Origin of the sequence: Agrococcus sp. Ld7 (assembly GCF_045064095.1) — a bacterium.
Taxonomy (GTDB): Bacteria; Actinomycetota; Actinomycetes; order Actinomycetales; family Microbacteriaceae; genus Agrococcus.
Window position 1 is genome coordinate 40,723 of sequence record NZ_JBISGY010000014.1, and the last position, 25,786, is coordinate 66,508.

22 protein-coding genes are annotated in these 25,786 nt (G+C 70.0%); 14 read left to right on the forward strand and 8 right to left on the reverse strand.

Annotated elements, in window-relative coordinates:
• Window positions 1–54: 54 nt before the first annotated feature.
• The 10 genes from uvrA (at window position 55) to ACJJVL_RS03135 (ending at window position 11,244) form a co-directional block, all read left to right on the forward strand.
• The gene (gene uvrA / locus ACJJVL_RS03090) at window positions 55–2,931 is read left to right on the forward strand and encodes an excinuclease ABC subunit UvrA (RefSeq protein WP_405216848.1); all 2,877 of its coding nucleotides are present in this window, start codon (window positions 55–57) and stop codon (window positions 2,929–2,931) included.
• Window positions 2,928–4,841: an excinuclease ABC subunit UvrC gene (gene uvrC, locus ACJJVL_RS03095; protein WP_405216849.1), complete on the forward strand. Its 1,914-nt coding sequence runs from the start codon at window positions 2,928–2,930 to the stop codon at window positions 4,839–4,841. The genes uvrA and uvrC overlap by 4 nt, the downstream gene beginning before the upstream one ends.
• Window positions 4,838–5,701, forward strand: a complete 864-nt coding sequence (rapZ, locus tag ACJJVL_RS03100; RefSeq protein ID WP_405216850.1) for an RNase adapter RapZ — start codon at window positions 4,838–4,840, stop codon at window positions 5,699–5,701. Before uvrC ends, rapZ begins: the two co-directional genes overlap by 4 nt.
• 14 nt (window positions 5,702–5,715) lie before the next feature.
• Window positions 5,716–6,693: a DNA-binding protein WhiA gene (whiA, locus tag ACJJVL_RS03105; RefSeq protein WP_405216851.1), complete on the forward strand. Its 978-nt coding sequence runs from the start codon at window positions 5,716–5,718 to the stop codon at window positions 6,691–6,693.
• Between the two features lie 91 nt (window positions 6,694–6,784).
• Window positions 6,785–7,408 (forward strand): superoxide dismutase, encoded by a 624-nt coding sequence (locus ACJJVL_RS03110; RefSeq protein ID WP_405216852.1) that lies wholly within the window; start codon window positions 6,785–6,787, stop codon window positions 7,406–7,408.
• 83 nt (window positions 7,409–7,491) lie between these two features.
• Window positions 7,492–8,499 carry a type I glyceraldehyde-3-phosphate dehydrogenase gene (gene gap / locus ACJJVL_RS03115; protein WP_405216853.1) on the forward strand — a complete coding sequence of 336 codons (1,008 nt, stop codon included), beginning with the start codon at window positions 7,492–7,494 and terminating at the stop codon, window positions 8,497–8,499.
• Between the two features lie 5 nt (window positions 8,500–8,504).
• Window positions 8,505–9,728: a phosphoglycerate kinase gene (locus ACJJVL_RS03120; RefSeq protein ID WP_405216854.1), complete on the forward strand. Its 1,224-nt coding sequence runs from the start codon at window positions 8,505–8,507 to the stop codon at window positions 9,726–9,728.
• Entirely contained in the window at window positions 9,725–10,510 is a 786-nt protein-coding gene (gene tpiA / locus ACJJVL_RS03125; protein ID WP_405216855.1) for a triose-phosphate isomerase, read from the forward strand. Before ACJJVL_RS03120 ends, tpiA begins: the two co-directional genes overlap by 4 nt.
• Before the next feature lie 129 nt (window positions 10,511–10,639).
• The gene (secG, locus tag ACJJVL_RS03130; protein WP_347753586.1) at window positions 10,640–10,888 is read left to right on the forward strand and encodes a preprotein translocase subunit SecG; all 249 of its coding nucleotides are present in this window, start codon (window positions 10,640–10,642) and stop codon (window positions 10,886–10,888) included.
• Window positions 10,888–11,244, forward strand: a complete 357-nt coding sequence (locus ACJJVL_RS03135) for an RNA polymerase-binding protein RbpA (protein WP_405216856.1) — start codon at window positions 10,888–10,890, stop codon at window positions 11,242–11,244. Before secG ends, ACJJVL_RS03135 begins: the two co-directional genes overlap by 1 nt.
• Window positions 11,245–11,269: 25 nt before the next feature.
• Here the strand turns inward: ACJJVL_RS03135 and pgl are convergent, their stop codons facing one another.
• The 6 genes from pgl to tkt are packed head-to-tail and all read right to left on the reverse strand — an operon-like array spanning window position 11,270 to window position 19,328.
• Window positions 11,270–11,980 carry a 6-phosphogluconolactonase gene (gene pgl / locus ACJJVL_RS03140; protein ID WP_405216857.1) on the reverse strand — a complete coding sequence of 237 codons (711 nt, stop codon included), beginning with the start codon at window positions 11,978–11,980 and terminating at the stop codon, window positions 11,270–11,272.
• Window positions 11,977–12,915 carry a glucose-6-phosphate dehydrogenase assembly protein OpcA gene (locus tag ACJJVL_RS03145; protein ID WP_405216858.1) on the reverse strand — a complete coding sequence of 313 codons (939 nt, stop codon included), beginning with the start codon at window positions 12,913–12,915 and terminating at the stop codon, window positions 11,977–11,979. Before ACJJVL_RS03145 ends, pgl begins: the two co-directional genes overlap by 4 nt.
• On the reverse strand, window positions 12,912–14,495 hold the full coding sequence (zwf, locus tag ACJJVL_RS03150; protein ID WP_405216859.1) for a glucose-6-phosphate dehydrogenase: 1,584 nt from the start codon (window positions 14,493–14,495) through the stop codon (window positions 12,912–12,914). Before zwf ends, ACJJVL_RS03145 begins: the two co-directional genes overlap by 4 nt.
• Complete coding sequence (locus ACJJVL_RS03155) at window positions 14,492–16,087, reverse strand: glucose-6-phosphate isomerase (protein WP_405216860.1); 1,596 nt, start codon at window positions 16,085–16,087, stop codon at window positions 14,492–14,494. The genes zwf and ACJJVL_RS03155 overlap by 4 nt, the downstream gene beginning before the upstream one ends.
• Window positions 16,084–17,193, reverse strand: coding sequence for a transaldolase (gene tal / locus ACJJVL_RS03160; RefSeq protein WP_405216861.1), 1,110 nt, complete (start codon window positions 17,191–17,193; stop codon window positions 16,084–16,086). Before tal ends, ACJJVL_RS03155 begins: the two co-directional genes overlap by 4 nt.
• A gap of 20 nt (window positions 17,194–17,213) precedes the next feature.
• Window positions 17,214–19,328, reverse strand: coding sequence for a transketolase (gene tkt / locus ACJJVL_RS03165; RefSeq protein WP_405216862.1), 2,115 nt, complete (start codon window positions 19,326–19,328; stop codon window positions 17,214–17,216).
• Between the two features lie 189 nt (window positions 19,329–19,517).
• On the opposite strand from tkt, the gene ACJJVL_RS03170 reads away from it, so the two are divergent.
• Window positions 19,518–20,462, forward strand: a complete 945-nt coding sequence (locus ACJJVL_RS03170; RefSeq protein WP_405216863.1) for a heme o synthase — start codon at window positions 19,518–19,520, stop codon at window positions 20,460–20,462.
• A 157-nt stretch (window positions 20,463–20,619) separates the two neighbouring features.
• On the opposite strand, the gene ACJJVL_RS03175 is transcribed toward ACJJVL_RS03170, so the two are convergent.
• Window positions 20,620–21,636, reverse strand: a complete 1,017-nt coding sequence (locus tag ACJJVL_RS03175) for a Ppx/GppA phosphatase family protein (RefSeq protein WP_405216864.1) — start codon at window positions 21,634–21,636, stop codon at window positions 20,620–20,622.
• 16 nt (window positions 21,637–21,652) lie between these two features.
• Window positions 21,653–22,591 carry a COX15/CtaA family protein gene (locus ACJJVL_RS03180; protein WP_405216865.1) on the reverse strand — a complete coding sequence of 313 codons (939 nt, stop codon included), beginning with the start codon at window positions 22,589–22,591 and terminating at the stop codon, window positions 21,653–21,655.
• Between the two features lie 189 nt (window positions 22,592–22,780).
• Between ACJJVL_RS03180 and sufB the strand changes: the two genes are divergently transcribed.
• The 3 genes from sufB to ACJJVL_RS03195 are packed head-to-tail and all read left to right on the forward strand — an operon-like array spanning window position 22,781 to window position 25,745.
• Complete coding sequence (sufB, locus tag ACJJVL_RS03185; RefSeq protein WP_405216866.1) at window positions 22,781–24,199, forward strand: Fe-S cluster assembly protein SufB; 1,419 nt, start codon at window positions 22,781–22,783, stop codon at window positions 24,197–24,199.
• Window positions 24,199–25,419, forward strand: a complete 1,221-nt coding sequence (sufD, locus tag ACJJVL_RS03190; protein WP_405216867.1) for a Fe-S cluster assembly protein SufD — start codon at window positions 24,199–24,201, stop codon at window positions 25,417–25,419. The genes sufB and sufD overlap by 1 nt, the downstream gene beginning before the upstream one ends.
• Window positions 25,416–25,745, forward strand: coding sequence for a non-heme iron oxygenase ferredoxin subunit (locus tag ACJJVL_RS03195; protein ID WP_405216868.1), 330 nt, complete (start codon window positions 25,416–25,418; stop codon window positions 25,743–25,745). The genes sufD and ACJJVL_RS03195 overlap by 4 nt, the downstream gene beginning before the upstream one ends.
• The last annotated feature ends 41 nt before the right edge of the window (window positions 25,746–25,786 follow it).

Below are 25,786 nucleotides of genomic sequence, written 5' to 3' on the forward strand. Positions count from 1 at the left end.
TGCCGGGCGCGAACAGCCAGGCTCCCTGTCAGTGGCCGCTTCTAGAATGATCGGGTGACATCCACCACCTCGAACACCCCGGAACTGCACGTGCGCGGCGCGCGCGAGCACAACCTGAAGGACGTCGATCTGCGCATTCCCCGGGATGCGCTCGTCGTCTTCACCGGGCTCTCGGGGTCGGGCAAGTCGTCGCTCGCGTTCGACACGATCTTCGCCGAGGGGCAGCGACGCTACGTCGAGTCGCTGTCCGCCTACGCGCGCCAGTTCCTCGGCCAGGTCGACCGCCCGGATGTCGACTTCATCGAGGGGCTCAGCCCCGCGGTCTCGATCGACCAGAAGTCGACCAACCGCAACCCGCGCTCGACCGTCGGGACGATCACCGAGGTGTTCGACTACATGCGACTGCTGTGGGCGCGCGTCGGGGTGCCGCACTGCGCTGTGTGCGGCGCACGCATCCAGCGCCAGACCGTGCAGCAGATCGCCGATCAGCTCATGGAGCTGCCGGAGCGCACGCGCTTCCAGATTCTGGCGCCGGTGGTGCAGCAGAAGAAGGGCGAGTTCGCCGACCTCATCCGCAACCTGACGGCGACGGGCTACGCGCGCGCCGTCATCGACGGCGAGCTGGTGCAGCTCGCCGAGGCACCGGCGCTCAAGAAGCAGAACAAGCACGACATCTCGGTCGTCGTCGACCGGCTGGTCGCCGACGCCGATGGGCTCGGTCGGCTGACGGACTCGCTCGAGACCGCGCTGCGGCTCGCCGACGGCCTGGTGACGATCGACTACGTCGATGTCGACGCCGACGACCCGGAGCGCCAGCGCACCTTCAGCGAGAAGCTCTCCTGCCCGAACGGGCATCCGGTCACGCTGACCGAGATCGAGCCGCGCACCTTCTCGTTCAACGCGCCGTTCGGCGCGTGCCCCGAGTGCGCCGGCATCGGCACCCGCATGGCGGCCGACGCCGACCTCGTGATCGCCGACGACGCGCTCTCGATCAGGGAGGGCGCGATCCTGCCGTGGACGCAGACCGGCAAGGGTCTCTACACCTACTTCGAGCGGCTGCTGCGCGGCCTCGCGACCGAGATGGACTTCTCGCTCGATACGCCGTGGGGCGAGCTCGGCGACGACGTGCAGAAGGTCGTGCTGCACGGCACCGACGGCAACGTCATGGTGCAGTGGCGCAACCGCTTCGGTCGACAGCTGAAGTACGCCTCCGGCTACGAGGGCGTCATGCCCTACATCCAGCGCAAGCACTCCGAGGCCGACAGCGAATGGGTGCGCGCGAAGCACGGCGAGTACCTGCGCGAGGTGCCGTGCCCGGAGTGCGGCGGAGCACGGCTGAAGCCGGAGGTGCTCGCGGTGACGGTGCACGGCAACTCGATCTCGCGGATCGCCGACATGAGCCTCGAGGACGCGCACCGCACCATGCAGGAGCTCGACCTCGACGAGCGCGAGGCCACCATCGCCGCGGCGGTGCTGCGCGAGATCCGCGCTCGGCTCGACTTCCTCATCCGCGTCGGCCTCGGCTACCTCTCGCTCTCCCGGGCGGCCGCCTCGCTGTCCGGCGGCGAGGCCCAGCGCATCCGGCTCGCGACGCAGATCGGCGCGGGCCTCACCGGCGTGCTGTACGTGCTCGACGAGCCATCGATCGGCCTGCACCAGCGCGACAACCGACGCCTGATCTCAACCCTGGAGGCGCTGCGCGACCTGGGCAACACGCTCATCGTGGTCGAGCACGACGAGGACACCATCCGCACCGCCGACTGGATCGTCGATATCGGTCCCGGTGCCGGCGAGCACGGCGGCGAGGTGGTGCACTCGGGCAGCTACGAGGATCTGCTCGAGAACGAGCACTCGCTCACGGGCGCCTACCTCTCGGGGCGCGAGCGCATCCCGGTGCCCACCGAGCGGCGGCCCATCGATCCCGCGCGCATGCTGCGCATCGAGGGGGCTCGGGCGAACAACCTGCAGCGCATCGACGTCGACATTCCCCTTGGGGTGTTCGTCGCGGTGACCGGCGTCTCGGGCTCCGGCAAGTCGACCCTCGTCAACGACATCCTGCACAAGGTGCTCTCGAACGCGCTGAACGGCGCGCGCCAGGTGCCCGCGAAGCACACGCGCATCACCGGCCTCGAGCACCTCGACAAGGTCGTGCACGTCGACCAGGGCCCGATCGGGCGCACGCCGCGGTCGAACCCGGCGACCTACACCGGGGTGTTCGACAAGATCCGCAACCTGTTTGCCGAGACCGTCGAGGCGAAGGCGCGCGGCTACCTCGCCGGTCGCTTCTCCTTCAATGTGAAGGGCGGGCGCTGCGAGGCCTGCCAGGGCGACGGCACGCTGAAGATCGAGATGAACTTCCTGCCCGACGTCTACGTCGAGTGCGAGGTCTGCCACGGCAAGCGCTACAACCGCGACACGCTGTCGGTCCACTACAAGGGCAAGTCCATCGCCGATGTGCTGCAGATGCCGATCGAGGAGGCTGCCGAGTTCTTCCGGCCGATCTCGTCCATCCATCGCTACCTGCAGACGCTCGTCGACGTCGGCCTCGGCTACGTGCGCCTCGGGCAGTCGGCCACAACGCTCTCGGGCGGCGAGGCGCAGCGCGTGAAGCTTGCGACAGAGCTGCAGCGCCGCACCTCCGGCCGTGCCATCTACGTGCTCGACGAGCCGACCACCGGCCTGCACTTCGACGACGTGCGGAAGCTGCTGGAGGTGCTCGACGGGCTGGTGCAGAAGGGCAACACCGTGCTGACCATCGAGCACGCGCTCGACGTCATCAAGAGCGCCGACTGGATCATCGACCTCGGCCCGGAGGGCGGCTCCGGTGGCGGCATGGTCGTCGCGACCGGGACGCCGGAAGCGGTCGCGGAGGTGCCCGAGAGCTACACCGGCGGCTTCCTGAAGGAGATCCTCGGCGCGGGCGTGCGATGAGTGCCGGCGGCCGGTCGCGCACCGTCCCGTACAAGCCCGCCGCAGGCACGATCCCGACGGCACCCGGCGTCTACCGATTCCGCGACGAGCACGAGCGCGTGCTGTACGTCGGCAAGGCGAAGAACCTGCGGCAGCGGCTGGCGAACTACTTCCAGCCGCTCGAGACGCTCCACGAGCGCACCAGGCGGATGGTGCTGACCGCCGTGCGGGTCGAGTGGACGATCGTCGCGAGCGAGTTCGAGGCGCTGCAGCTCGAGTTCACCTGGATCAAGGAGTACGAGCCCCCGTTCAACGTGCAGTTCCGGGACGACAAGTCGTACCCGTACCTGGCCGTGACGATGGGGGAGGACGTGCCGCGCGCGCTCATCACCCGCAATCGCAACATGCGCGGCGCCCGCTACTTCGGCCCCTACACGAAGGTCTGGGCGATCCGCGAGACGCTCGACCTGCTGCTGAAGGCGTTCCCGATGCGCTCCTGCAGCCAGTCGGTCTACGACCGTGCGGAGCGCTCGGGCAGGCCGTGCCTGCTGGGCGACATCGGCAAGTGCTCCGCGCCCTGCGTCGGTCGGGTCACGCACGCCGAGCACCGCGCCACCGCGCGCGAGCTCGTCGCGTTCATGAACGGCGGCGACCAGGAGTTCGTGGACCGCGTCCGCGAGGAGATGCAGCGGGCGAGCGCCCGGCTGGAGTTCGAGCGCGCCGCCCGGCTGCGCGACCAGCTGTCGGCGCTGGAGACGGTGCTCGAGCGCACGAGCGTCGTGCTCTCCGATCGCGTCGATGCCGACGTGTTCGGCCTCGTGCACGACGAGCTCAGCGCAGCGGTGCACCTCTTCGCCGTTCGCGGCGGTCGCATCCGCGGCACCAAGTCCTGGGTGGTCGACACCGAGATCGACCTCACCGACAACGAGCTCGCGACGCAGATCATGCGCATCGCCTACGACGGCGGCGACCCGCCCGCGCGCGAGGTGCTGCTGCCGAAGGAGCCGGACGCGCCGGCGGAGGTCGAGGCGTGGCTGAGCGACCGGCGGGCGGACCACGGCCTCACGGGACGCGTCGCGGTGCGGGTCGCGCAGCGGGGCGAGAAGCGGAAGCTCGCGGATTCGGCGACCATCAACGCCGCGCACGCGCTGCAGGTCGCGCGCACCAAGCGCACGAGCGACTACGTCACGCGCACGCAGGCGCTCGCCGACCTGCAGGAGGCACTCGGCATGGGCGAGGCGCCGCTGCGCATCGAGTGCTTCGACGTGTCGCACCTGGGCGGCACGGGAGTGGTGGCATCGATGGTGGTGTTCGAGGATGGGCTGCCGCGCAAGGACCAGTACCGGAAGTTCGCGATCGCGCAGACGACGGACGACACCGACTCGATCTACCAGATCATGCGACGCCGGGCGAGGTACATCGTCGACGGGGATCCGGAGGAGACCGGCACGCGCTTCGCCTACACGCCCCAGCTGCTCCTGGTCGACGGCGGCCGGCCGCAGGTGCAGGCGGCGCAGCGGGCCCTGGACGAGGCGGGAGTCCGCGGCATCGCGCTCGCCGGGATCGCGAAGCGGCTGGAGGAGCTGTGGCTGCCCGACGACGACTACCCGGTGATCCTGCCGCGCAGCAGCGAGGCGCTCTACCTCGTGCAGCGGCTGCGCGATGAGGCGCACAGGGTCGCGATCAGCTACCAGCGGCAGAAGCGCTCCAGCGCGATCGAGACCGAGCTGAGCGGCATCGCCGGCCTCGGACCCAACCGTGTGCGTGCGCTGCTCAAGCACTTCGGCTCCGCGAAGCGGGTGCGGGCCGCGTCCCCCGAGCAGCTGCAGGAGGTGCCGGGCGTTGGAGCCTCGCTCGCCGCGGCCATCGCGCGAGCGCTCGGCCCGGATACGATGGGGGCTGAGCCCGAACGACAGGAACCGCACGCGTGAACGCCAGAGACATCGTCATCATCACCGGCATGTCCGGTGCTGGGCGCACCACGGTCGCGAACGCACTCGAGGATCTCGGCTGGTTCGTGGTCGACAACCTGCCGCCCACCATGCTGCGTGCGCTCGTGCGCACCGCTGCCACGGACGACTCCACCGAGTCCAGGCTCGCGATCGTGGTCGACGTGCGCGGCGGCGCGCTGTTCGACGATGCCAAGCGCTTCGTCGAGATGCTGCGCGCCGAGCACAGCGTGCGCGTGATCTTCCTGGAGGCGAGCGACGCCGAGCTGGTCCGGCGCTACGAGGCGGTGCGGCGGCCGCATCCGCTGCAGGGTGACGGCACGATCCTCGACGGCATCCGCATGGAGCGCACGCGGCTCGAGCCGCTGCGCAGCATGGCGAACGACCTGCTCGACACCACGGGCCTGAACCCGCACCAGCTGACCACGCGCGTGGGGGAGCGCTTCGCGCCCGGCGGCGAGCTCGAGGTCACCCTCACCGTCATGAGCTTCGGGTTCAAGTACGGTCTGCCGGTCGACGCGGATCTGATCGCCGACATGCGGTTCCTGCCCAACCCGTTCTGGAACGCCGACCTCCGGGGGCACAACGGCACCGAGGCCGTGGTCTCCGACTTCGTGCTGCAGCAGCAGGGCGCACTGGAATTCGCCGAGAACTACCTCGAGGCGCTGCGTCCCGTGCTCGCGGGCTATGCGCGAGAGAACAAGCTGCACGCCGTGCTCGGAGTAGGGTGCACCGGTGGCAAGCACCGATCGGTGGCGATGGCCGAGCACCTGGCGAAGCAGCTGTCCGGCGCACCGGGCCTGCGCGTCGCCGTGAAGCACCGAGACCTGGGACGCGAATGACGAGAGGAGCAGGCGTGGCATTGACCGACGACGTCAAGGAGGAGCTCGCGCGGGTCCGCGTGACGCGGCCCCAGACGAAAGCGGCCGAAGTCGCGACCCTGCTGCGATTCGCCGGAGGGCTGCACGTGATCTCGAACCGCGTCGCGGTCGAGAGCGAGCTCGACTCCGCCGCGGCCGCGCGTCGACTCGCGAGGAGCATCCTCGAGCTCTACGGGGTTCGCGCAGAGATCGCGAAGATCGCATCGTCGACGAACCGGGCCAGCGGCGCCTACCTCGTGCGGGTCATCGCCGAGGGCGAGACGCTCGCGCGGCAGACGGGGCTCATGGATGCGCGCCGGCGCCCGGTGCGCGGCCTGCCCAACAAGGTGACCACCGGCTCGCTCGAGGATCTCGCGGGCATCTGGCGCGGGGCCTTCCTCGCGCAGGGCACGCTGTCGGATCCGGGCCGCTCTGCCGCGCTGGAGGTCGTCTGCCCGGGCAACGAGGCCGCGATGGCGCTCGTCGGTGCCGCCGGCCGGCTCGGGATCCCGGCGAAGTCCCGCGAGGTCCGCGGTGCGCATCGCGTGGTGATCCGGGAGGGCGAGCCGATCTCCCGCATGCTCACCACCATGGGGGCGCTCGAGACCGTGCAGGCCTGGGCCGAGCTGCGCCAGCGCCGCGAGGTGCGCGCAACCGCGAACCGGCTGGTCAACTTCGACGACGCCAACCTGCGCCGCAGTGCCCAGGCGGCAGTGGCGGCCTGCGCCCGCATCGAGCGCGCGCTCGAGATCCTCGGGCCGGAGGTGCCGGAGCACCTCGCCTACGCCGGCAGGCTGCGCCTGGAGCACCGAGACGCGAGCCTCGACGAGCTGGGCCATCTCGCCAGTCCCACCATGACCAAGGACGCCGTTGCCGGTCGCATCCGGCGCCTGCTGTCGATGGCCGATCGCGCCGCCCAGGATCAGGGCATCCCGAACACCGAGGCCGCCGTCCCGGAGGACATCGACGTCTGAGGAAGCGCTCCGCGTGCGTCAAGGATCGGGTGGCTAGGATCGAGCATGACGAATCGGCGCGTCCGACGCGCACGAGAGAGGAGAGCCTCCCATGGCCGTCTACACCCTTCCCGACCTGCCGTACGACTACGCGGCACTCGAGCCCCACATCTCAGCGAAGATCATGGAGCTCCACCACGACAAGCACCACAAGGCGTACGTCGATGGTGCGAACACCGCGCTCGAGAAGCTCGAGGCCGCGCGTGACTCGAACGACTTCGGCGCCATCAACAAGCTGGAGAAGGACCTCGCGTTCAACCTCGGCGGGCACACGAACCACACCATCTTCTGGAACAACCTGGCCGGCGACGGCGGCGGAGAGCCCGAGGGCGAGCTGCAGGCCGCGATCGGCGAGTTCTTCGGCGACTTCGCGAAGTTCCAGGCGCACTTCACCGCGAACGCCACGGGCATCCAGGGCTCCGGCTGGTCGGTGCTCGCGTGGGATTCGATCGCCTCGCGCCTGAACGTCTTCCAGCTGTTCGACCAGCAGGGCAACGTCCCGGTCGGCACGCAGCCCATCCTCATGCTCGACATGTGGGAGCACGCGTTCTACCTCGACTACCTCAACGTCAAGGCCGACTACGTCAAGGCGTTCTGGAAGATCGTGAACTGGCAGGACGCGCAGGCGCGCTTCGACGCGGCCAAGGCGCAGACCGCCGGGCTCATCGTCCGCTGACCACCCATCGTCACCAAGTGACCGGGGCCCCGGGCACTGCGCCCGGGGCCCGCTTCCACCCCAACCGTCAGGAACCCCATCCCATGACCTTGAAAGTAGCCATCAACGGCTTCGGCCGAATCGGCCGCAACTTCGTCCGTGCAGCGCTTGCCCAGGGCGCTGACATCGACATCGTCGCGGTCAACGACCTCACCGACAACAAGACGCTCGCGCACCTGCTGAAGTACGACTCCGTGTCGGGTCCGCTGGACGCGACCGTGTCCTCCGACGCTGGCACGATCACGGTCGGCGACGACACCTTCCGCGCGCTCGAGGAGAAGGACCCCGCCAAGCTGCCGTGGGGCGAGCTCGACGTCGACGTCGTGATCGAATCGACCGGTCGCTTCACCAAGGTGGAGGCCGCCTCCGCGCACCTCACCGCCGGGGCGAAGAAGGTCATCCTCTCTGCACCGGCCAAGGGCAAGGCGCCCACCTTCGTGATGGGCGTGAACCACGAGTCCTACGACCCCGAGAACGACCACGTCATCTCCAACGCCTCGTGCACCACGAACTGCCTGGCGCCGCTCGCGCAGGTCTTCCACCAGCAGTTCGGCCTCGAGCGCGGGCTCATGACCACCGTGCACGCGTACACGGCCGACCAGAACCTGCAGGACGGTCCGCACAGCGACCTCCGCCGTGCCCGCGCGGCAGCGCTCTCGATCATCCCCACGTCCACGGGCGCCGCGAAGGCGATCGGCCTGGTCATCCCGGAGCTGAACGGCCTGCTCGACGGCTATGCGCTGCGCGTGCCGACGCCCACCGGCTCGATCACGGACCTCACGATCAAGACGCGCGACGGCCTCACGGTCGACGAGGTCAACGCCGCCTACAAGTCGGCCGCCGAATCGGGGCCGCTCAAGGGCTTCCTGCAGTACACCGAGGACGAGATCGTCTCGTCCGACATCGTCGGGAACCCGTACTCGTCGATCTTCGACTCCGGGCTGACGCGCGTCATGGGCGATCAGGTCAAGGTCTCGGCCTGGTACGACAACGAGTGGGGCTACTCCTGCCGCCTCGTCGACCTCGCGGCCCACGTCGGTTCGAAGCTCTGACGCCGATGGCGATCCGAACCCTCGCATCGCTCGGCGATCTCGCCGGGCGGACCGTCCTGATCCGATGCGACTTCAATGTGCCGCTGGACGCAGGGACCATCACCGACGAGGGCCGGATCGTCGCATCGCTGCCCACCCTTCGCGCCCTGCTCGAGCAGGGCGCGAAGGTGGTGGCGATGTCGCACCTGGGCCGGCCCAAGGGCGAGCCCGACGCGCAGTACTCGCTGGCGCCGGTCGCACAGCGGCTGCGCGAGCTGCTGGATGTCGACGTCGCGTTCGCGACCGACACGGTCGGCGGCGACGCGCGCAGCGTGCGCGACGCGCTCCGGGACGGTCAGCTGGCGCTGCTCGAGAACCTCAGGTTCGACCCGCGCGAGACGAGCAAGGACAGCGGCGAGCGCGCGGCGTTCGCCGCCCAGCTCGCCGAGGGCGCCGACGCGTTCGTCTCCGACGGCTTCGGCGTCGTGCATCGCGAGCAGGCGAGTGTGTTCGAGATCGCCTCGGTGCTGCCGAGCGCGGCCGGCCTGCTGGTCGAGCGGGAGCTCGAGGTGCTCGCGCGGCTCACCGATGCGCCCGAGCGCCCGTACGCTGTGGTCCTCGGCGGCTCGAAGGTGAGCGACAAGCTGGGTGTCATCGAGCACCTGCTGCCGCGCGTGGATCGGTTGCTCATCGGTGGCGGGATGCTGTTCACCTTCCTCAAGGCGCAGGGCCACGGGGTCGGCGCGAGCCTCCTGGAGGAGGATCAGCTCGATCGCGTGCGGGGCTACCTGCAGCAGGCCGAGCAGCTCGGGGTCGAGCTGCTGCTGCCGACCGACATCGTCGTCGCCGCGGCCTTCGACGCCGATGCCGAGCACGAGACCGTGGCCGCTGACGCCATCGAGGGCTCGCGCTTCGGCGCGGCGGGCATCGGCCTCGACATCGGACCGGAGTCGGCAGCCGCGTTCGCCGACGCGATCCGCAGCGCCACGACCGTCTTCTGGAACGGCCCGATGGGCGTGTTCGAGATGGAGGCGTTCGCGGCGGGGACGAAGGCCATCGCCGAAGCACTGACCGAGGCCGCCGGGCTCACCGTCGTCGGCGGCGGCGATTCCGCAGCCGCCGTGCGCACGCTCGGCTTCGACGACTCGGCCTTCGGCCACATCTCGACCGGCGGTGGTGCGAGCCTCGAGTTCCTCGAGGGCGCTCGACTGCCGGGACTGGAAGCACTCGGATGGGAAGGACAGCGATGACGGAGCGCATCCCGCTGATCGCGGGCAACTGGAAGTTGCACCAGGATCACCTGCAGGCGATCGCACTGGTGCAGAAGCTCGCCTGGACGCTGCAGGACGGCAAGCACGATCACGCCGCCGTCGAGGTGGCGGTGTTCCCTCCGTTCACCGACCTGCGCAGCGTGCAGACGCTGATCTCCGCCGAGAAGTTCGAGCTGAAGTTCGGTGCCCAGGACGTGTCTGAGCACGAATCGGGTGCCCACACGGGCGAGGTCTCCGCTGCGATGCTCGCGAAGCTGGAGTGCGCCTACGCGATCGTCGGGCACTCGGAGCGCCGGCAGCACCACGGCGAGACGGATGCGCTCGTGGGCAGGAAGGCCGCTGCCGCGCTGCGCGCCGGTGTCACCCCGATCATCTGCATCGGGGAGACGGAAGCGGACCTCGAGCAGCACGGCGCTGCCGCCGTGCCGGTGCAGCAGCTGCGGGACGTGCTCGCAGAGCTCCCCGCCAGCGGCGAGATCGTGGTCGCCTACGAGCCGGTCTGGGCCATCGGATCCGGCAAGGCCGCCACGGCCGATCAGGCGCAGCAGGTGTGTCGCGCGCTGCGGCAGGCGATCGCCGAGGTGCGCGGTGAGGACGCGGCTGGCGCGACCCGGATCCTCTACGGAGGCAGCGTGAAGTCGGGCAACATCGCCGGCTTCATGCGCGAGCCCGATGTCGATGGCGCGCTCGTCGGCGGTGCCAGCCTGGACGCCGCGGAGTTCGCAGCGATCGCACGCTTCCAGCACCACGTCGGCACCTGAGCGGCGCGCTGACGCCGCGTCGCCGGCGGCAGGAATCCCTGCGGTAGGATCGGTGTTGGACTTGCCGTGGGCCGACCTTGTCGCGCGCTCACGGATGCGGCTTCGGCCGAGAGATTGAGAAGAGGGCTAGTGGAGATTCTCCAGATCATCATGCAGGTGATCCTCGGCGTCACTTCGGTGCTGCTGACGCTGTTCATCCTGCTGCACAAGGGTCGGGGCGGTGGCCTCTCCGACATGTTCGGCGGTGGCGTCGGCTCCTCCATGGGCTCGTCGGGCGTCGCCGAGCGCAACCTCAACACCATCACCGTGGTCGTGAGCCTCGCGTGGCTCGCATCGATCATCGTGCTCGGTCTGATCACCAAGTTTGCAGGTATCTGATGGCTTCCGGAGGCAGTGCAATCCGCGGCTCGCGCGTCGGTGCGGGCCCCATGGGCGAGCAGGACAGGGGCTTCCACGCCGAGCGCGTGGCGATCTCCTACTGGGACGCGATGGGCAATGAGACGGTCCGCTACTTCGCGGCCGACCTGCCAGAGGACGAGATCCCCGAAGTGATCGACTCGCCGTCGACGGGCCTGCCCGCCGGGCGCGACAAGGAGCACCCGCCCCAGGTCGCCAAGAACGAGCCCTACAAGACGCACCTCGCGTACGTGAAGGAGCGTCGCACGCCGGAGGAGTCGGTCGAGCTGCTCGACGAGGCGCTGCAGAAGCTGCGTTCTGCGGAGGGCCGCGGCTGAGCCACGACCCCGCAGCAGCTCGTCATCAGCGGCCGCCCTCCTCCAGGAGTGCGGCCGCTTCGGCATCCAGGAGCATGAGGGTCTCGTGCCGGCCCTGCGCGACGCCGGCCGGCGCCTCGGCGGCAGGCGCCCCGCTGTGAGCGAGCGCCACGGCCTCCGCCTTGTCGGCGCCCGCGACGACCAGCCAGACGCGATCGGACGCGTTGATGGCGTCGACCGTGAAGCTCAGGCGCGACGGCGGCGGCTTCGGCGAATCGGTCACGCCGATGACGGCGACCCCTGACTCGTGCACCCCCGGATGCCCGGGGAAGAGCGACGCGATGTGCGCGTCAGGGCCCATGCCGAGCAGCGTCAGATCGATCCCGCCGAGGTCGCGCAGCAGCTCGGTGCCCGCTGCTGCGGCCTCCGCGAGCGGCGTCCCGTCATCTGCCGGCAGCTCGCGGACGTTCCCTGCCGGGATCGGGACGAGGTCGAGCAGCGCCTCGCGCGCCTGCACCGCGTTGCGGTCGGGGGAGTCGGCGACGACGTAGCGCTCGTCGCTCCAGGTGATGCGCACCCGCTGCCAGTCGATCGCCCGATCGGCGAGCCCAGCGAGCAGCGCGATGCCGACGGAGCCGCCGGTGACGGCAATGGTCGCGTGCCCGCGCTCGGCGATCAGCGCGGCCAGCAGCGCTGTGAGGCGCTCGGCGGTGCGATCGACCAGCGCAGCGCGGTCCTCGTGGACGATGACGGTCATCGGACCTCCTCGGCCAGTGCCTGCAGCACTCGGCCATACATGTCGTCGGCGTCGAGCTTGCGCAGCTCCTCCGCCAGCTGATCCTCGAGCCCCCGGGTCGAGAGCGCGAGATGGTGCTCCGGCTGACCCGGTTGGATCAGCACGCCGACCGAGTCGCGCAGCCGCGTGAGGGATGACGAGCCGCTCGTGCGCTCGAGCGAGACCGCGTGCAGTCCGCTCGAGCCGGACGGGCTGTCGCCCGCGTCGACCTTCTCGATCGGCACCTGCAGCTGCAGGCGCAGCCAGGCGGCCATCAGGTGCACGCTCGGGTTCTCCAGGTCGCCCGCGACCCGACCGCGCTGCACGGCCTCGTACGGCGGCTGGTCGAGCAGCGCAGCCATGTGCGCGCGCCAGCTCGTGAGCCTGGTCCATGCGAGGTCGGTGTCGCCCGGCAGGTAGCAGCCGGCGAGCGCGACGATGGCGCCGTGCGGATCGCGCTGCTTGCCGGAGTCGGTGATGCGTCGCTGCGAGATCTGGCCGAGCTGCGAGAGCGACGGGGTGTCGGGCATGAAGCTCGGCCACCAGGCGACCACGGGTGCGTCGGGCAGCAGCAGGCCCTGCACGATGCCGAGCAGGTGCGACCCCAGTTCGCCGTAGCACTGCAGCAGCACGACCTCGCTCGCCCCGGCATCCGCGCCGACGCGGATCTCGGCGTCCAGGTGCGCAGCCTCGCCGGAGCTCACGTGGTCAGGGTTGCGGGAGACGACGATGACCCGCATCGGGTGCTCGCGCGATGCCTGGTTCGCGGCCCTGATCGCCTCCTCCTCGCCGCCGATCTGCGTGTGGATGACGAGCGTGAGCACGCGGCTGAGCGCGAGCACACCGCCCTCCTCACGGATCTCCAGCATGCGCTGCTGCACCTCCGCGGTGGTCGTGCGCGAGAGTCGGATGATCACGGTCGCCTCCACTGCCTGCTGTCGCGCGCGAGCAGCTCGTGCGCGCCGCTCGGGCCCCAGGAGCCCGGCTCGTACTGCTCCACCGGGCCGCCGACGGCCGCCCAGTGCTCCTCGATGGGGTCGAGGATCTTCCAGGAGAGCTCGACCTCCTGGTGCCGGGGGAACAGCGGCGGGTCGCCGAGCAGCACATCGAGGATCAGCCGCTCGTAGGCCTCCGGGCTCTCCTCGGTGAACGCGTGGCCGTAGCCGAAGTCCATCGTGACGTCGCGGACGTGCATGCCGGGCCCCGGCACCTTCGAGCCGATCCGCATCGAGACGCCCTCGTCGGGCTGCACCCGGATCACCAGCGCGTTCTCGCCCATGGTGCGCTCGGAGTCCGGGAAGAGGTACTGCGACGCGCGCTTGAACACGATCGCGATCTCCGTCACCCGGCGCCCCAGCCGCTTGCCGGCGCGAAGGTAGAACGGCACGCCGGCCCACCGCCTGGTGTCGACCTGCAGCTTGATCGCCGCGTAGGTCTCGGTGGCCGAGTCTGGGCGCATGCCCTCCTCGTCCAGGAATCCCCTGACCAGTGCGCCGCCGTGCCAGCCGGGGGCGTACTGCCCGCGGGCGGCGGACGCGTCGAGGGGGAGTGGGACGCGCGCGGCACGCAGCACCTTCTCCTTCTCGACGCGCAGGTCGGCGGCGTCGAACGAGACGGGCTCCTCCATGGCGGTGAGCGCGAACAGCTGCAGCAGGTGGTTCTGGATCACGTCTCTCGCGGCCCCGATGCCGTCGTAGTAGCCGGCGCGGCCGCCCACCCCGATGTCCTCCGCCATGGTGATCTGCACGTGGTCGATGTGGTTGGCGTTCCAGATCGGCTCCCACAGGCTGTTCGCGAAGCGCAGCGCGAGGATGTTCTGCACCGTCTCCTTGCCGAGGTAGTGGTCGATCCGGAAGACGCAGTCCGCCGGGAAGACCGACTCCACGACGGCGTTGAGCTCGCGCGCCGACTGCAGGTCGTGACCGAACGGCTTCTCGATCACCACGCGCCGCCACGCATCGCCCTCGCCCTCCGCGAGGCCGGAGCGCTTGAGCTGCTGGGTGACGAGCGGGAACGCGTTCGGGGGGATGGAGAGGTAGAAGGCGTGGTTGCCCATCGTGCCGCGCACGTCGTCGAGCTCGGCGAGCACCGCAGCGAGTCGATCGAAGGCCTCGTCGTCGTCGAAGTCGCCCTGCACGAAGCGGATGCCGTCGCTCAGCTGCCGCCAGACGGATTCACGGAACGCCGTGCGGGCGTGCTGCTGCACGGCCTCCCGCACGATGTCGGCGAACTGCTCGTGGCTCCAGTCCCGCCGCCCGAAGCCGACCAGGCCGAAGCCGGGCGGCAGCAGGCCGCGATTGGCCAGGTCGTAGACGGCAGGCAGCAGCTTCTTGCGTGCCAGATCGCCCGTGACGCCGAAGAACGTCATCGCGTTCGGTCCGGGGATCCGGGTGAGCCGCTGGTCGGCCTCGTCGCGCAGCGGGTTGCTGCCGGCCGCGACGCGGATCGTCGGGGCGGATGCCTCTGCGGCTTCCGCCCCGACGGTCGCGTCGGTCATCGAGCCGCCGCGCCGAGCAGCCGCTCCAGGCCCTCGTCCAAGTCCTCGAGCGTGAGCGTCAGCACGGGTCGGCCGTGCTCGGCGAGCACGCTCGCGTCGCCCGCCGCCTGCGCGCGGATGAGCTGGCCGAAGGTGAACGGTCGACCCGGGATCTCGAGGTCCTCGTGCGGCGTGCCCAGCAGCTGCAGGAAGACCCCGTTGGGCGTGCCGCCCTTGTGGTACTGGCCCGTCGAGTGCAGGAAGCGGGGTCCCCAGCCGAACGTGACGGGGCGGTGCGTGCGCGCCGCGAATGCCTGGCGCAGGCGCTCGAAGCGGGGCTGCCCGATGCGGTCGAGGTAGGCGTGCACCGACAGGTAGCCGTCGTCGCCGAGCTGCGCGAGCAGCGCGTCCACGGATGCCTCCACGGAATCCAGCGCGACGCCGTCCGTACCGCGCACCTCGATGCCGCCGTCGGTCGCGACCGGCGGGGCGGGCGGCTGCAGGTCGTCGAGCAGCCCGCGCGCGGCGGTCTTCGCCGATTCGACGTCCGGCTGGTCGAAGGGGTTGATGCCCAGGATCCGGCCGGCGACCGCGACCGCGAACTCCCACACCAGCAGCTGGGCGCCGAGCGTGCCGGCCACCTCGACTTCACCCTCGGCGACCTCTCTGGCTTCGCGGGCGGAACCGACCAGGCGGATCACCTGCAGGTCGGGCAGCTGCGCGTCGAGCTCGGCTGCGTCTCGCTCCAGCACCACCGGCAGCAGGCCGATGCCCTGCTTGCCGGTCGACTCCGCGATCAGCTGCTCTGCCCATTCGCCCAGGCCCACGATGTGGGTGCCGTCGGACACGATGCCGATCTTGTCTCGCAGCGGCCGCGTCGCGGCGATGGCGGCGGCCAGCTTGAGGCCGGGGTTGGTGTCGGCATCCTCACTGATCTCCGGCAGCGCCGCGATCGCCTCGTCGAGGAGCTCCCGCACGTCGACGCCCGCGAGCCCGGAGGGGACGATGCCGAAGGCCGTGAGCGCCGAGTACCGGCCCCCGACGTTCGGGTCGGCGTTGAAGACGCGATAGCCGGCCCGACGGGCTTCCTCGTCGAGCGGCGACCCGGGGTCCGTGACCACGATGATCCGGTCGGCAGGATCGATGCCCACCTCGCGGTACGCGGCCTCGAAGGCGCGGCGCTGGCTGTCGGTCTCGAGCGTCGAGCCCGACTTCGACGACACCACGAGCGCCGTGCGCGAGAGCCCGTCGCGGAGCGCCCGGCGCACCTGCTCCGGCTCGGTGGAGTCGAGCACCGTGAGGTCGGCGCCCTCGGTGCGGGTGATCACCTCGGGCGCGAGCGACGATCCCCCCATGCCTGCGAGGGCGATGCGATCGACCCCGTGCGCGCGCAGCTGCTTGCGCAGCGCCTCGATGTCGTCGACGAGGCCGCGCGTGCCCGCGGCGGCCTCCACCCAGCCGAGGCGGATCGAGGCCTCGGCCTCGGCCGCCTCGCCCCAGAGCGACGCGTCACCGGAGACGAGCCGGCCGGCGACACCGTCGGCGACCAGCTGGGGGACGACGCGCTCGATCGCCTCGGCCGCCGCACCGGATGCGGAGATGGTGAAGGTCATGCTCCTGCTCCCGCCATGTGCTCCTCGACGGTCTGCACGAGCTCGGCCCACGAGGCGTCGAACTTCTCCAGCCCCTCGTCCTCGAGCAGCTCCACCACCTCGGTGTAGGAGACGCCGAGCGCATCGAGCGCGTCGAGCACGTCGTCGGCTGCCTCGAAGTTGCCGGCGATCGCATCGCCCTGCACCTGCCCGTGGTCGGCGAGCGCCTCGAGCGTCTGCTCGGGCATGGTGTTGACCGTCTCGGGCGCGACCAGCTGCGTGACGTAGAGCGTGTCGGGAAGGTTCGGATCCTTGACGCCCGTCGACGCCCAGAGCGGGCGCTGCGTGTTGGCGCCCGCGGCGAGCAGCGTCTCGGCGCGCTCGGTCGAGAACGCCTCCTGCCAGACGCGGTAGGCGAGGTGCGCGTTCGCGATGCCCGCCTTGCCCTTGAGCGCCGTGGCCTCCTCGGTGCCGATCGCATCGAGCCGCTTGTCGATCTCGCTGTCGACGCGCGACACGAAGAACGAGGCGACCGAATGGATCTTCGACAGGTCCATGCCCGCCTGCTGCGCGCGCTCCAGGCCCGTCAGGTAGGCGTTGATGACGTCGCGGTAGCGGTCGAGCGAGAAGATCAGCGTGACGTTCACGCTGATGCCCGCCGCCGTTGTCTCGGCGATCGCCACCAGTCCCTGCTCCGTGGCGGGGATCTTGATGAGCACGTTCTCGCGACCGACGCGCTCGTGCAGCATCGCCGCCTGCGCGACCGTGCCGTGCGTATCACGGGCGAGACCGGGCTCGACCTCGATCGACACGCGGCCGTCCTTGCCGCCGGAGTCGCGATAGACGTCGGCGAAGACGTCGCACGCATCTGCGACGTCCTTCGTCGTCAGCGAGGTGATGACCTCGTCGACGCTCGCGCCGCTGGCGGCCAGCTCCTGCACGGCCGCCTCGTAGGACTCGCCCGCGGCGATCGCCTTCGCGAAGATCGTGGGGTTGGTGGTGACGCCCACGACGTTGCGCTCGGCGATCAGCTCGGCCAGGTTGCCGCTCTCGATGCGCTGCCTGGAGAGGTCGTCGAGCCAGATGCTGACGCCGGCATCGCTGAGCGCCTGAGTGTTGTCGTTCATGTGCTTGCCTCCTGGCTCGCTCAGCGAGCCGCTTCGATGGATGCGCGAGCGGCGTCGACGACGGCCTCCGCCGTGAAGCCGAACTCGCGGAACAGGGTCTGGTAGTCGGCGCTCGCGCCGAAGTGATCGATCGCGACCGTGCGGCCCGCGTCGCCCACGATGCCCTGCCACGTGAGCGGGGAGCCTGCCTCGACCGAGACGCGCGCCTTCACCGCTGCCGGGAGCACCGATTCGCGGTACTCGGCCGACTGCTCCGCGAACCACTCGAGCGAGGGCGCGGCCACGACGCGCGCGGCAACGCCATCGGCCTGCAGCCGCCCTCTGGCGTCCAGCGCGATCTGCACCTCGGAGCCGGTGGCGATGAGGATCACGTCGGGCGTGCCGTCCGTCGCCTCGGCGAGCACGTACGCGCCCTTGGCGACGTTGGAGGCGGCAGCGAGCGTCTCGCCGGACGCCTCGCCATCCCCGCGCTCGAACACCGGGATGTTCTGGCGGGTGAGCGCGATGCCCACGGGGCGGTCGTGCCGCTCGAGGATCGCCTTCCACGCCCACGCCGTCTCGTTCGCGTCCGAGGGTCGGACCACGTCGAAGCCCGGGATGGCGCGCAGCGCGGCGAGCTGCTCGATCGGCTGGTGGGTCGGGCCGTCCTCGCCGAGCGCGATCGAGTCGTGCGTCCAGACGTGGATCGGGTGCGCCCCCATCAGCGCCGCGAGCCGCAGGGCGGGCCGCTGGTAGTCGCTGAAGATCAGGAACGTGCCGCCGTACGCCCGCGTGGGGCCGTGCAGCACGATGCCGTTCAGGATCGCGGCCATGGCGTGCTCGCGGATGCCGAAGTGCAGCGTGCGGCCGCGCGCGGAGGCCTCCGACCACATCGTGGTGCCGTGCTCTGCGGGCACGAAGGAGCCCTTGCCCTCGAGCGTGGTGTTGTTCGACTCCGCCAGGTCGGCCGAGCCGCCCCACAGCTCCGGCAGCACGTCGGCGAGCGCGTTCAGCACCTTGCCCGACGCTGCGCGCGTCGACACCTCGGTGCCGGCCTCGAACACGGGCAGGGCATCCTCGACGCCGTCGGGCAGGGTGCCGGCCAGCAGGCGATCGAGCAGCGCGCTGCGATCCGGGTTCGCCGCCTTCCACGCGTCGAAGCGCTCCTGCCACGTCGCGCGCGCCTCATCGGCGCGTGCCCTCGCGTTGCCGCGCGTGTACTCGATGACGGCGTCGTCGACTTGGAACGACTGCTCGGGGTCGAAGCCCAGCAGCTCCTTCACCGCGGCGACCTCGTCGCTGCCGAGCTTGGCGCCGTGCGCCTTGCCGGTGCCCTGCAGCTTCGGGGCAGGCCAGCCGATGATCGTCCGCAGGATGATGAGGCTCGGCTTCCCGGTCTCGGCCTTCGCCTGCTCGATGGCGGCGTGGAGCGCCTCGACGTCCTCGACGTAGTCGTCCGAGGTGGGGCGGTCGCCCGTGCGCCACGAGACCTCCAGCACCTGCCAGCCGTACGCCTCGTAGCGCGCCTTCACGTCCTCGGTGAAGGCGATGTCGACGTCGTCCTCGATCGAGATCTCGTTCGCATCGTAGATCGCGATGAGGCGGCTGAGCTGCTGGTGGCCGGCGAGCGAGCCCGCCTCGCTCGTGACCCCCTCCTGCAGGTCGCCGTCGCTGGCGATGACGTAGGTGTAGTGGTCGAAGGCGCTCTCGCCGACGGCAGTGTCGGGGTCGAGCAGCTCGCGCTCGAAGCGCTGCGCGTACGCGAACCCGACCGCCGAGGCCAGGCCCTGTCCGAGCGGGCCGGTCGTCATCTCGACGCCCTTGGTGTGGCCGTACTCCGGGTGCCCCGGCGTGAGCGAGCCCCACGTGCGCAACGACTCGATGTCGTGCTTCTCGAGGCCGGAGCCCGTCAGGTAGAGCTGGATGTACTGCGTCAGCGAGGAGTGGCCTGCGGAGAGGATGAAGCGGTCTCGGCCCAGCCAGCGGTCGTCCGCCGGATCGCGGTCCATGACCTTCTGGAAGAGCAGGTGGGCGACGGGCGCCAGGCTCATCGCCGTGCCCGGGTGGCCGTTGCCCTTCTTCTCGACGGCGTCGGCTGCGAGCACCCGCGCGGTGTCGACTGCCTGCTGGTCGTTGGTGGTCCATTCGAATGGCAAGGTGGCTCCTTCATCGGGCTGCCCGCGCGGAGCTGCGAAGCGCCGCGGCGGGGCGGACGGTGCGACGCATCCAGCATAGTGAGGAAGCCCGCACCGGCCCTGGGCATTCCCACGAAGCCGAGGCCCGCGTCCGATAGGATGAGGGTTGGTCTCTGGCACTCGCCCTCGTCTGAACGGATCCCGCTGCATATGTCGAACTCGGCTTCGCCCGGCGTCGCCGCCCCAGAGGTCGAGGCACGGCCGCTGGGAGCCCGGCTCTCGGTGAAGGCCAAGGCCTATGTCGCGATGACCAAGCCGCGCGTCATCGAGCTGCTGCTCGTGACCGCGCTGCCGACCATGTTCCTGGCCGCGGGCGGCGTGCCACCGCTCGGCGCGCTGACGGCGACGCTCATCGGCGGGTTCCTCAGCGCAGGCAGCGCCAACGCGTTCAACATGATCCTGGACCGCGACATCGACAGGGTCATGCATCGGACGCAGCAGCGGCCGCTCGTGACCGGCACGCTGTCGGTGGTCGAGGCCCACGTGTTCGCCTGGACGCTCGCGGTGGTCTCCACGGTTGTGCTCGCAGTGTTCGCGACCCCGCTCGCCGCCGCGCTGTCGGTCGCCGCCATCGCCTTCTACGTGCTGATCTACACGATGCTGCTCAAGCGCCGCACCGAGCAGAACATCGTCTGGGGCGGGATCGCCGGATGCTTCCCGGTGGTGATCGGCTGGGCCGGTGTCACCGGCTCGCTGGACTGGCCCGCCTGGATCCTCTTCACGCTCGTCTTCCTCTGGACGCCCGCGCACTACTGGCCGCTGTCGATGAAGTACCGCGACGACTACGAGGCGGCGCACGTGCCGATGCTCGGTGTCGTCCGCGGCACGCAGATGGTGGGGATCCAGGTCATCCTGTACGCATGGGCATCGATCGCCTGCACGCTGCTGCTGATCCCGGTCGCGGGCATGGGGCTCGTCTACAGCGCCGTCGCCGTGATCGCCGGGGCCTGGTTCGTCGGTGAGTCGCACGCCCTCTACAGCCGCGCGATCCGCGGCGTGACCGAGCTGCGCGCCATGCGCGTCTTCCACGCCTCGAACACCTACCTGACGCTCATCTTCCTGGCTGTCGGCGTCGACCCGCTGCTGCCCTTCTAGCCGCGGCGCCGAGCCCTCCGGCGCGAGCGTCGCCTCCGGCTCCTGCACGCGTGTCGGGTGCTTGCACTTCCTGACCCTCAGCGGTGCAACAACCCAGCACGCGTCGGTCGCAACGCGGCGGATGGGCGGGGCGGGGCCGGGCGAGCGAGTGGCGTCGCTAGACGCGGTCGAGCATCTGCAGCAGCCGGCCCTCGCGCAGCGCCCACGGGCTCACGTCGAGCTCCTTGAGGCCGAAGGCGCGCATCGCCTCCGAGAGCACGATGCCGCCGGCGATGACCTGGAAGGTGCGGTCGGGCGTGATGCCGGGCAGCGCGGAGCGGGATGCGGCATCCATCTTCGCCAGTCGCGGCAACCAGTCGTCCAGCTGCTTGCGCGTGAGCACCGCGCGATCGGCATCGCCCACACCGGGCATGAGGTTGCCCGCCAGGCGCGCGAGCGAGCGGATGGTCTTGGACGAGCCGACGACGTGGTCGGGCCTGCCGAAGGGCTTCACCTGCGCGACCGCATCGCCGAGCACCGCTTTCGCGTACAGCCGCAGCGCGCGCTGGTCGGCCAGGGTCGGGGGATCGGCATGGAAGAAGCCCACGGTCGCCCGGCCGGCGCCGAGCGGGAGCGAGAGCGCCACGTCGGGTTCCTCGTCCCCACCGATCGCCACCTCGAGCGAGCCGCCGCCGATGTCGAGCAGCAGGATGCGGCCCGCGGACCAGCCGAACCATCGGCGCACCGCGAGGAACGTCAGCCTGGCCTCATCCGGCCCCGACAGGATGTCGAGCCGGACCTTCGCCTCGCGCTCGATGCGGGCGATCACCTGCTCGCCGTTCGCGGCCTCCCGCAGCGCGCTCGTCGCCATCACCACAAAGTCGTCGAGGTGCTCGTCCCTCGCGATCTCGGCGCATTCCCCGATCGCGGTCAGGAGCGCCTCGACGCCCTCCTCGCTGATCGCTCCGCTGTCGTCGAGGTAGCGCATCAGGCGCAGCGTCAGCTTGTGGGAGCGCTGGGGGATGGGTCGGCCGCCCAGGCGCACGTCGACGGTCAGCAGGTGCACGGTGTTGGAGCCGATGTCGAGCACACCGAGCCGCGTGCCGTGCCGCGCGGTGCCGATCGCGCCGTCCTCCGGTCGCCCCGTGTCGACGCCATCGTCGGAGGGGCCGGTGCGTGCAGCGCTGCGCGTCATGCGCCCGATCCTGCCATCACACCCGGGTGGCGGTCTCCGCACCCGCCACGGCATCGACGGAGTCCGCTCGTGAGCGCTCCACCGCCTTGTCAGCGGGAACGTGCCACAGCGACAGCACGGCGGCGACGCCGACCGCGGTCGAGACCACCGAGATCACCATGTGCACGCCCACCAGCAGCACCGGCAGCCCGGTGTTCGACTGGATGACGCCCACCAGGATCTGCAGCAGGATCAGGCCCAGCAGCACGAGTGTCCAGCGCAGGTGACGACGCGGTCCGTGCATCGCAGCGGCGATGACGGTCGCGAGCACGAGTGCCAGCAGCAGGTAGCCGGGCCAGGCGTGGACGTGCTGCATCACCGCAGGGTCCAGGCCGTTGCGCGCGGCGCCGCCATCGCCGGCGTGCGGGCCGGAGCCGGTCGTGAGCACACCGACGACGATCACCACCGCGAGGGCGGCCGTCATCGCGAGCACGAGCACCGACTGCCAGCGCGGCGCGGTCCGCGCGCCGGCTGGCCCGACCACGATCCGCCACGCGAGCACCGCGGCGATGGCGACCAGGATGACGGAGAGGAAGAAGTGGACGCCGACGGTGTCGGGGCGCAGCGACATCCACACCACCACCGCGCCGATGAGCGCCTGGGCCACCGTCAGGCCGAGGATGAGCGACGCCAGCGTCACGGCGACACGCCCGGCGTGCTGCCGGATCGCCAGCACGAGCATCACGATCGCTACCAGCACAACGATGCCGCCCATCACGCGGTTGGCGAACTCGATGATGCCGTGGATGCCCTGCTCGGGCACCGGCACGAAGGATTCGGGCGTGCAGTTGGGCCACTGCGTGCAGCCGAGGCCCGAACCCGTGAGCCGAACGGCACCGCCGGTGCCGACGATGACGATCTGCGACACGAGCGTCGTCCAGGCCGCGACGATCAGGCTGCGCGAGCGCGTGAGCAAGATGCACCTCTCCTGCCGTCGCGATAGGATGGATGGGAGCCCATCGGCTCCGAACCCCCGTGCCGCAGCTGCGGCGAGGCATATGCGACGGCCCTTTCATTATGGCGCGTTCTGCGGGGATCACGAGCCGCGCGGAATGCCGAGGAGCACCGCTGGGTTACAAGAAGTGAAGCGTAGATAGGGGGAGCGATGTCCGATGTTCTGATCGACCGGCCCGAGCTCGAGGGTCTGGGACAGTACGAGTTCGGGTGGCATGACTCCGACGAAGCGGGTGCCATTGCCAAGCGCGGCCTGAGCGAGCAGGTGGTCCGTGAGATCTCTGCGCTCAAGGATGAGTCCGAATGGATGCTCGAGCGCCGGCTCAAGGGCCTGGCGCTGTTCGAGCGGAAGCCGATGCCGACGTGGGGTGCCGACATCTCCGGCATCGACTTCGACAACATCAAGTACTTCGTGCGCTCCACCGAGCGCCAGGCGAAGACGTGGGAGGACCTCCCCGAGGACATCCGCAACACGTATGACCGCCTCGGCATCCCGGAGGCAGAGCGCAGCCGCCTCGTCTCCGGCGTGGCAGCGCAGTACGAGTCCGAGGTGGTGTTCCACTCCATCCAGGCCGACCTGGAGGCGCAGGGCGTCATCTTCATGGACACGGACACGGCGCTCAAGGACCACCCCGAGTTCTTCGAGGAGTACTTCGGCACCGTCATCCCCTCCGGCGACAACAAGTTCGCGGCGCTGAACACCGCGGTGTGGTCGGGCGGATCGTTCGTCTACGTGCCGAAGGGCGTGCACGTCGAGATCCCGCTGCAGGCCTACTTCCGCATCAACACCGAGAACATGGGCCAGTTCGAGCGCACGCTGATCATCGCGGACGAGGGCTCCTACGTGCACTACATCGAGGGCTGCACCGCCCCGATCTACTCGTCCGACTCGCTGCACTCGGCCGTGGTCGAGATCGTCGTGAAGAAGAACGCGCGCGTTCGCTACACCACGATCCAGAACTGGTCGAACAACGTCTACAACCTCGTCACGAAGCGCGCAATCGCCGAAGAGGGCGCGACGATGGAGTGGATCGACGGCAACATCGGCTCCAAGGTGACGATGAAGTACCCGTCGATCTACCTGGTCGGTGAGCGAGCCAAGGGCGAGACCCTCTCGGTCGCGTTCGCGGGTCCCGGCCAGCACCAGGACGCCGGCGCGAAGATGATCCACATGGCGCCGTACACGACGTCGTCGATCGTCTCGAAGTCGATCGCGCGGGGCGGCGGCCGTGCGGGCTACCGCGGCGAGGTGCGAGTGGACGCCAACGCGCACCACTCGGCCAACAGCGTCGTCTGCGACGCGCTGCTCGTGGACACCATGTCGCGGTCCGACACCTACCCGGCGATCGACATCCGCGTCGATGACGTCGTGCTCGGTCACGAGGCCACGGTGTCGAAGGTCAGCGAGGAGCAGCTGTTCTACCTGATGTCGCGCGGGCTCGAGGAGACCGAGGCGATGGCGATGATCGTGCGCGGCTTCATCGAGCCGATCGCGCGCGAGCTGCCGATGGAGTACGCACTCGAGCTCAACAAGCTGATCGAGATGAGCATGGAAGGATCCGTGGGTTGATGACCGCCACTGACACGACACCCCAGCATCTGGTGACCGAGCCCGCGGAGCGCTTCGTCCCGATCCAGACCAGGTCCGAGCGGCCCACGTCGTTCGAACCGGCCGACTTCGGCACCCCGACGGGCCGCGAGGTCAACTGGAAGCTCTCCGACGTCAAGCGCCTCGCGCCGCTGTTCGTCGACGAGGAGACGGAGGCCGGTGACGACACCGGCATCGACTATCAGCTCGCGGAGCTCGAGTCGCGTGGCCTGCTGGTCGAATCGACCGGGCACGACGCTGCGCCGCGCGGCGAGATCTTCCTTCCCGAGGATGTCGTCAGCGCGATCGCGTGGAAGCGCTGTGCCAACGCGCTGCACATCCGCCTGCCCGAGGGTCGGGTGCAGGACGAGCCGGTCATCGCCCGCCTGATCGGCAAGGGCGCTGACCGCCGCTCGAACGCGCACATCGTCATCGAGGCGATGCCGGGCTCCGAGGGCACGGTCGTGCTGCACCACTCCGGCTCGGCGCAGTACGCGCAGAACGTCGAGATCATCGTGCGCGACGGCGCCCGCCTCACGCTCATCTCGGTGCAGGACTGGGAGGACGACACCGTCCACGCCTCCGCGCACCAGGCGGTCGTGGGCGAGGGCGCGTACCTCAAGCACATGGTGGTCTCCTTCGGCGGTGGCGTCGCACGCGTGAACCCGTCGATGCGCCTCGCAGGGCTGCACGCCGAGGGCGACATGTACGGCCTGTCGTTCGCCGACAGCGGCCAGCACATCGAGAGCCAGGTCTTCATGTTCCACGAGGGCGTCGCCACGCGCGGCAATGTCCTCTACAAGGGGGCGCTGCAGGGCACGGGAGCGCGCTCGGTGTGGATCGGCGACGTGCTGATCGGCAGCGGAGCGACCGACACCGACAGCTACGAGAAGAACCAGAACCTGGTCCTGACCGACGGCGCGCGCGCCGACAGCATCCCGAACCTCGAGATCAAGACGGGCGACATCGCCGGAGCCGGCCACGCGTCGACCACCGGTCGCTTCGACGACGAGCAGCTCTTCTACCTGGAGTCGCGCGGCATCGAGGAGGAGGAGGCGCGTCGCCTCGTCGTCATCGGCTTCCTGATGGAGATCGTGCAGAAGATCGGCGTGCCCGAGATCGAGGAGCGCCTCGCCGAGGCGATCGAGGATGAGCTGCGCCTCGGTGCCGGTCTTGCGCCGGCGTCGAAGGTGGGCGCATGACGGCACAGCGCGCCTGCGGAGTGAACGACGTGGCCGTCAACGCGGCCATGAAGGTCGAGCTCGACGGCATCCCGGTCGCGATCGTCAAGGACTCCGCTGGCGAGATCCACGCCATCGGCGACACCTGCACCCACGGAGAGATCTCCCTCTCGGAGGGCTTCGTGGAGGGCGAGGCGATCGAGTGCTGGGCCCATGGCTCGCAGTTCGCACTGCGAACGGGCAAGCCGCTGAACCTCCCGGCCTACGAGCCCGTGCCGGTGTTCTCCGTGACCATCGACGGCGACGACGTGCTCGTCGACGTCCAGAATCCACTGACCCAGAGCTAGCGCAGACAGCGTCTGCTGCGGCTGCGGCCGCGAAGGAAAGG